Annotated in this window: 7 protein-coding genes; 2 read left to right on the top strand and 5 right to left on the bottom strand. The window is 74.5% G+C overall.

What is annotated here, in order from left to right:
- Positions 1–351 (top strand): response regulator transcription factor (locus AB0J52_RS23685; protein ID WP_500184216.1); only part of this gene is annotated, 351 nt, incomplete at its 5' end.
- Between the two features lie 46 nt (positions 352–397).
- Here the strand turns inward: AB0J52_RS23685 and AB0J52_RS23690 are convergent.
- The 3 genes from AB0J52_RS23690 to AB0J52_RS23700 form a co-directional block, all read right to left on the bottom strand.
- Positions 398–886 carry a GNAT family N-acetyltransferase gene (locus AB0J52_RS23690; protein ID WP_500184217.1) on the bottom strand — a complete coding sequence of 163 codons (489 nt, stop codon included), beginning with the start codon at positions 884–886 and terminating at the stop codon, positions 398–400.
- 78 nt (positions 887–964) lie between these two features.
- Positions 965–2,137 (bottom strand): MacS family sensor histidine kinase, encoded by a 1,173-nt coding sequence (macS, locus tag AB0J52_RS23695; RefSeq protein WP_500184218.1) that lies wholly within the window; start codon positions 2,135–2,137, stop codon positions 965–967.
- A gap of 4 nt (positions 2,138–2,141) precedes the next feature.
- Positions 2,142–2,864: a lysophospholipid acyltransferase family protein gene (locus AB0J52_RS23700; RefSeq protein WP_500184220.1), complete on the bottom strand. Its 723-nt coding sequence runs from the start codon at positions 2,862–2,864 to the stop codon at positions 2,142–2,144.
- 343 nt (positions 2,865–3,207) lie between these two features.
- Here AB0J52_RS23700 and AB0J52_RS23705 point away from each other — a divergent pair, with 343 nt between their 5' ends.
- Positions 3,208–4,068: a hypothetical protein gene (locus AB0J52_RS23705; protein ID WP_500184222.1), complete on the top strand. Its 861-nt coding sequence runs from the start codon at positions 3,208–3,210 to the stop codon at positions 4,066–4,068.
- A 15-nt stretch (positions 4,069–4,083) separates the two neighbouring features.
- Here the strand turns inward: AB0J52_RS23705 and AB0J52_RS23710 are convergent, their stop codons facing one another.
- Together AB0J52_RS23710 and AB0J52_RS23715 are read right to left on the bottom strand one after the other, a co-directional pair.
- Positions 4,084–4,782 carry an endonuclease/exonuclease/phosphatase family protein gene (locus AB0J52_RS23710; protein WP_500184223.1) on the bottom strand — a complete coding sequence of 233 codons (699 nt, stop codon included), beginning with the start codon at positions 4,780–4,782 and terminating at the stop codon, positions 4,084–4,086.
- Positions 4,783–4,912: 130 nt separating this feature from the next.
- Entirely contained in the window at positions 4,913–5,857 is a 945-nt protein-coding gene (locus tag AB0J52_RS23715; RefSeq protein WP_500184224.1) for an ROK family glucokinase, read from the bottom strand.
- Positions 5,858–6,020 lie beyond the last annotated feature (163 nt).

A 6,020-nucleotide genomic window follows, 5' to 3' on the forward strand; every position in this document is an offset into this window, starting at 1 on the left:
GTGTGGTGTTCAGTTGTGTCCAATCCCGTTCACGGGTCCCCCCGCCGCAACAGGGCTCTGGGGGGGTCGGCCGGGGCCCGCCGCCCGCCGCCCCCGGGCCGCCCGGCCGGCGCCGGACGGCCCGAGCGCGTCCCCCTCCCCGGGATCACCGCGCGCGAACGCGAGGTGCTGTCCCTCGTCGGACGCGGACTGTCGAACGCCGAGCTGGGACGGAGCCTGCACATCAGTCCCGGAACCGCGAAGGCGCACGTCGCGAGCCTGCTCGCCAAGCTCGGCGCTCGCGACCGCGTCCAGCTCGTCATCCGCGCCTACGAGTCCGGGCTGGTCACGGTCGGCGAGGCCGAACCCTGAGGCACGGTCGGCGAGGCCGAGCCCAAGGGCGCAGCCGGACGCGAGGTCAGAGGAGGCGGTGCATGATGTGCAGACCCACGTAGCCCTCAGCCGGATGCCGGAACCCCTCCGGCAGCGTGCCGACCACGTCGAACCCCAGCGACTCGTACAGCCGCACCGCGCGGACGTTGGTCTCGACGACCGCGTTGAACTGCATCGCCCGGTATCCCTGCGCGCGCGCCCATTCCAGCGTGTACTCGCACAGCGCCCGTCCCACGCCGCGTCCGGAATGCTCGGGATCGACCATGTAGCTGGCGCTGGCGATGTGCGAGGCGTTGCCCTGGTGGTTGCGGTTCATCTTGGCCGTGCCCAGAACCGTGCCCGCGTCGTCCACGGCGACGACCGTCCGGTCGGGGGCGGGCAGCAGCCACCAGTCCCGGCCCCGCTCCACATCGAGGTCGACGGGGAAGGTGAAGGTGTCGCCCGCAGCCACGATCCGGTGGAAGAACGGCCAGATGGCCGCCCAGTCCGCGGCGGTCGCCTCTCTGATCTTCATGCGCCCACTCTGCCCTGCCCGCCCCGCACCCCGCCATCGACCACCTTCCGGCGCACCGGGCTCGCCGGGCGCTCGTCACTAGGAGGCGGGGCGGCGGATGGTGAGTTCCAGTTCGGTGCCCTCGCCCGGAGTCGAGTGGATGGCGACGGTGCCGCCGAGGTCGCGGACGCGTCCGCGGATCGACTGGACCACGCCGAGGCGGCCGTCTGCCTCGGCTCGTTCGAGGCGGCCGGGCGCGATGCCGGGGCCGTCGTCCCGGACGCTGACGATGACCTCGCCGGCGCCGTCGTCCTCCAGCAGGACCCAGGCGCGGGCGTGCTCTCCGGCGTGGGCGCGGACGTTCGCGAGCGCCGCCTCGACGGCCGCCGTCAGTTCGTCCGCGACGTGTTCGGGCAGCAGGACGGGCGTCGCCGGTGTCGCGACGCTGACCCGGGCCGAGGAGAGTGCGGTCAGGCGGGTCCGCAGGTCGGACGGTCCGCCGGGGCCGGGCGCCTGCTCCCGCGCGACGACGGCGTCCGCGGACGGGCGGGGGCGCGGGGCCGGGGCGCCGCTGATGAGGGAGCGGAGCGCGACCTCCTGCTCACCGGCGAGGCGGCCCAGTTCGGCGGCCTCGCCGCCCGCCTCCGCGCCGCGCCGCTGCACCATCGCGAGCACCTGGAGGACCGAGTCGTGGATGTCGCGGGCCAGCCGCTCGCGCTCGCGGGTGGACGCCTCCATCTCGACGGCGCGGGCGAGGCGGGCCTCGGCGTCCAGCGCCATCCGGACGACGTGCCCCACCACCAGGCCGGTCAGGACCAGCAGGACGATGTTGCCGAACGTCACCGGTCCGGGCGTCGACCTGTTCAGCGCGTGCACGACCAGGTCGGCGGCGCTGATCACGGCGGCGGCGACCAGGCCGAGGCGGCGTCCGCCGGACACCGCCCAGGCCAGCAGCGCCGCGACCACCCAGGCGACCGGGATGGTCGGGCGTCCCTGCGCGATCCCGAACGTCGTCTCGACCCACGCCGTGGCGAGGACGGCGGCGACCGCGACCAGCAGGTCGGCGGCCAGCAGCGGCCAGGGCTGCCTGCGTCCGCCGCCGTAGGCGAGCGTGGCGTAGCCGGTCCACAGGGCCATCCCGGCGAACACGATCCAGGCGGCGTAGGGGCGTTCGTACTTGTCCTGGTTCCAGACGATCAGGACGCCCGCGTAGATGAGCGCGAGGAACCGGTAGACCGCCACCGAGCGCCAGAGCGCCGCCCCGACCCCCAAGGCGTCACTCGTCGTCGTCGTCGGACGACCGGCGCGGCTCCCGGCCGGACAGCTCGGCCTTCACGTCGGCGGCGTAGCGGTCCACGTACTCCTGACCGGACAGCTCGCGGACGGCCATCATGATCTGGTCGGTGACCTTCCGCAGCACCTCCCGGTCGTCCTCCTGGCCGTAGTACTCGGAGAAGTCGAGCGGCTTGCCGAACCGGACGCCCGGACGCGGCCGCAGGTTGGGCAGCGTCTGGCCGGGCGGCATCAGCTCGAAGGTGTTGATCATGGCCATCGGGATCACCGGCACCCGGGACGCGAGCGCCAGCCGCGCCACCCCGGTCTTGCCGCGGTACAGCCGGTTGTCGGGGGCGCGGGTGCCCTCGGGGTAGATGCCGAGCAGCTTGCCCTCGCCGAGGATCCGCAGGCCGGTCTGGAGCGCCTCCTCGGCCGCGCTGCCGCCGGTGCGGTCCACCGGGACGACGCCGACGCCGGTGAAGAAGCCCTTGCTGATGAGGCCCTTGACGCCCTTGCCGGTGAAGTACTCGCGCTTGCCGATGAACAGGATCGGGCGCATCAGCGGCAGCGGCCCGAAGAAGTGGTCGGCGAACGACAGGTGGTTGCTCACCAGCAGCGCCGGCCCCCGCCGGGGGACGTTCCTCATGCCGGAGTTCCTCGGCAGCCAAACCAGGTAGAGGATCGGCGACAGCACGATCCGCAACATGATCCAGAACCACAGCATGACGGCACCTTCCTGAGGGAGATGATGGGACATCTTCCCATCTAGACGGGGTGCTGCCCACACCCCGGGCCCGCTCCGGCCGCGGCTTCGCGCGCGCGGGGGTGCCCGGGGACCGTAGGCTCTGCTGTGGAAGTACAGCAGTACCACAATCGGGTGTGCCCGAGGGCTTGTTCCGGGCGGCGCAGCGCATACCGTGGGACACACGTTTCGGGGTGTCCGGGTGAGCCGCCGACCGGCGTGCCTCGTGCACGCGCGAGCGCACTCGCCGTACACAGAGTAATGGGGGAGCGGAGGCCGTCATGCCGGTGCGATCGGTCACGCAGGAGTCGAAGGAGCCGACCCCGTGAGTCGCCGAGGCAACGGCCTGACCGCCGACACCTACGCCCCGCTGGTGGATCTCGCCCCCCACCTCGCGGACGCGATGCTCGACGCGCTGCGCGAGGCCGGCGTCGCCGCCTACGCCGCGCCGCCCGAGCAGCCGTCCGCCGACGAGGAGCTCGACCGCCTCTACGTGGACGTCGACCTCAAGCACACCGCCGAGGGCATCCTGCGGGTCCACCTCACGCGCCTGCGCGACGCGGCGTCCCGGGGCTCGGACGGCGCCGCCGCCGAGGACCCCTCCCCCGGTCCCGCCGACGACGTCCCGCCGAAGCCCGACGCCGAGCCGGGTCCCGGCGGCGGCGAGGCGGCCGGGGCGTCCCGGCCGGACGGCCCGGCCGCGGCCACCTCGTCCGACGCGCTGTCCGAGCGCGACGAGGCCGCGATCTTCGCCGACCTGGTCGCCAACTTCGACGCCGTGCACGAGGGCGACCGCGTCCCCTGGCCCGACCAGGAGAACATCCGCGAGGACGAGGACCCGCCCGGTGAGGGCGACGACCGCACCGGCCGCCTCCCCCGCGCCCGCGTGATCAGGGCCGCCGACCTCGACGACGACGAGGACGGGCCGCCGCCCGCGGAGGAGGAGGGCCACTACGTCCCGCCGCCCCCGCCGCCGCTGCCGAACGCCGACCCGCTCACCAAGGGCGCCTGGATCGCCCTGGTCGGCGGTCCGCTCTACCTGCTGATCACGGTCGTGCTGAACTGGGAGGTCCCCGGCTGGGCCGCCTTCCTCGCCGTCGCCGCGTTCATCGGGGGCTTCGTCACGCTCGTGCTGCGCATGGGCGACGAGCCGCGTCCGCCGGACGACGACGGCGCCGTCATCTGACCGCGCCATAGGCGGTCAGAGGGTGAGCCGCGCCAGGACGGGGCGGTGGTCGGTCGCCGCCGGGTAGTCGGCGACCAGGGCGGCCGGGGCCGTGGGGACGCCGCAGCCCAGCACCTCGACGCCCCGGTCCGCGAACACGCCGTCGATGCGGCGGTCGGGACGGGCGGCGGAGAAGGTGAGGGCGTCACCCTCGGAGGCGACGGCGTGGGCGTCCTGGAAGCGGTCGGCGAGGCGGCTCCAGGCGGGGCCGTCCGGTTCCTCGTTGATGTCCCCGGTGAGGACGACCGGCGCCCGGTGACGGGCCTTCGCGCGCTCCAGTAGCGCCAGGATCTCCCCCACGTGCCGCAGGCGCGGCTCGTCGGCCAGGTCCAGGTGGGTGCTGGCGGCGATGAGCGGCGTCCCGTCCACCCGCAGGACCGCGACGGCCAGCCCGCGCCGGTGCAGGTCCGGGACGCGGGACAGCAGGTGGAACTCGCGGGCCACCCGCTCGACCCGCGGGGCGGTGAACACCGCGAGCCCGCAGGCGCGGCGGCCGGCGGCGATGCGCATCCCGCACGCGCGGGCGAGGCGGCGGCGCTGCCACCACCAGCTCGCGAACCTCGGCACCTCCTGGAGGCACAGGACGTCCGGACGCAGGGCGCGGACGACCCGCGCCACCGCGTCCGGGTCGTCCCGAAGCGATCTGATGTTGTAGCTGACCACACGGACCGTCACGGCCACGTCCTCCCCCTCGGACGTCAGCGGAACCCCGCGCCCCCGGCCCGAACCCGCCGAACCCGCCGGACTCGAACCCGCCGGACCCGCGCCCGGTGGGCCTGAGCCGGGCGGGCCGGGAGGCGGGCGGTCAGAGGCGGGCCAGGTCGGCGGCGCCGACGATGCCGGCGGCCGAGCCGAGCTCGGCGATCCTGATCTCGGGCAGCGGACGGTGCCCGCGGCCGGTGAGGGCGTTCGTGAACGCCTGCCGGACGGGCTCCAGCAGCAGGTCGCCCGCGTCGGACAGGCCGCCGCCGATCACGAAGCAGCCCGGGTCGAGCACGGCGGTGAGGTCGGCCAGGCCCTGGCCGGTCCACTGCGCGATCGTCCGGAAGCACTCCAGCGCGGCCGCGTCGCCCTCGCGGGCGGCCTCGGTGACCTGCGGGCCGTTGATCCCCTCGGGCCTGCCGCCGCCGAGCTCCAGCAGGCGCCCGGCGAGCGCCGGGGACACCCGGGCCAGCTCCCGCGCCTCGTACACCAGGGCGTTCCCGCTGGCGTACTGCTCCCAGCAGCCCCGGTTGCCGCAGCCGCAGCGGCGCCCGTCCGGGACGACCCGGACGTGCCCGTACTCCGCGCCGACCCCGAACCGCCCCCGGTACAACTCGCCGTCGATGACCAGGCCGCCGCCGATGCCGGTGCCGAGCGCGACCAGCACCATGAAGTCGTGCCCGCGGCCCGCGCCGTAGCGGGCCTCGCCCCAGGCGGTGGCGTTCGCGTCGTTCTCCACCACGACCGGCAGCCCGACCAGGTTCTCGACGATCGCCTTGATCGGCTCGTCGCGCCAGGCCAGGTTGGGCGCGAACATCACGACCGAGCGGGTCTCGTCCACGAACCCGGCGCAGCCGAGCCCGACGGCCGTCACGTCCTCGAACTTGCCCTTCAGCAGATCGACGACCTCGGCGATGGTGTCGGCGGTCTCCTTGGGGTTGGTGGACGGCGTGGGCCGCCGCACCTTCTCCAGGATGTTCCCCCGGTCGTCGACGACACCGGCGGCGACCTTCGTCCCGCCCACATCGACGCCGATGGTCAGGGCCATGAGCGTTTCCCTCCGCCAATTCGTTGAGTTGTCAACCGACGTCCGTCGTGTCCCCGCCGCGGTCGCCGCGACCGGAGCGGGCGTCGCCGCCGGGGCCGTCGGTACGGCCGGGACCGGTGCCACGGCCCGAGCGGGTGCGCTCGTAGGCGGCCGCGACGTCGAG

The sequence above is a fragment of the Spirillospora sp. NPDC049652 genome, from assembly GCF_040675125.1.
GTDB lineage: Bacteria > Actinomycetota > Actinomycetes > Streptosporangiales > Streptosporangiaceae > Spirillospora.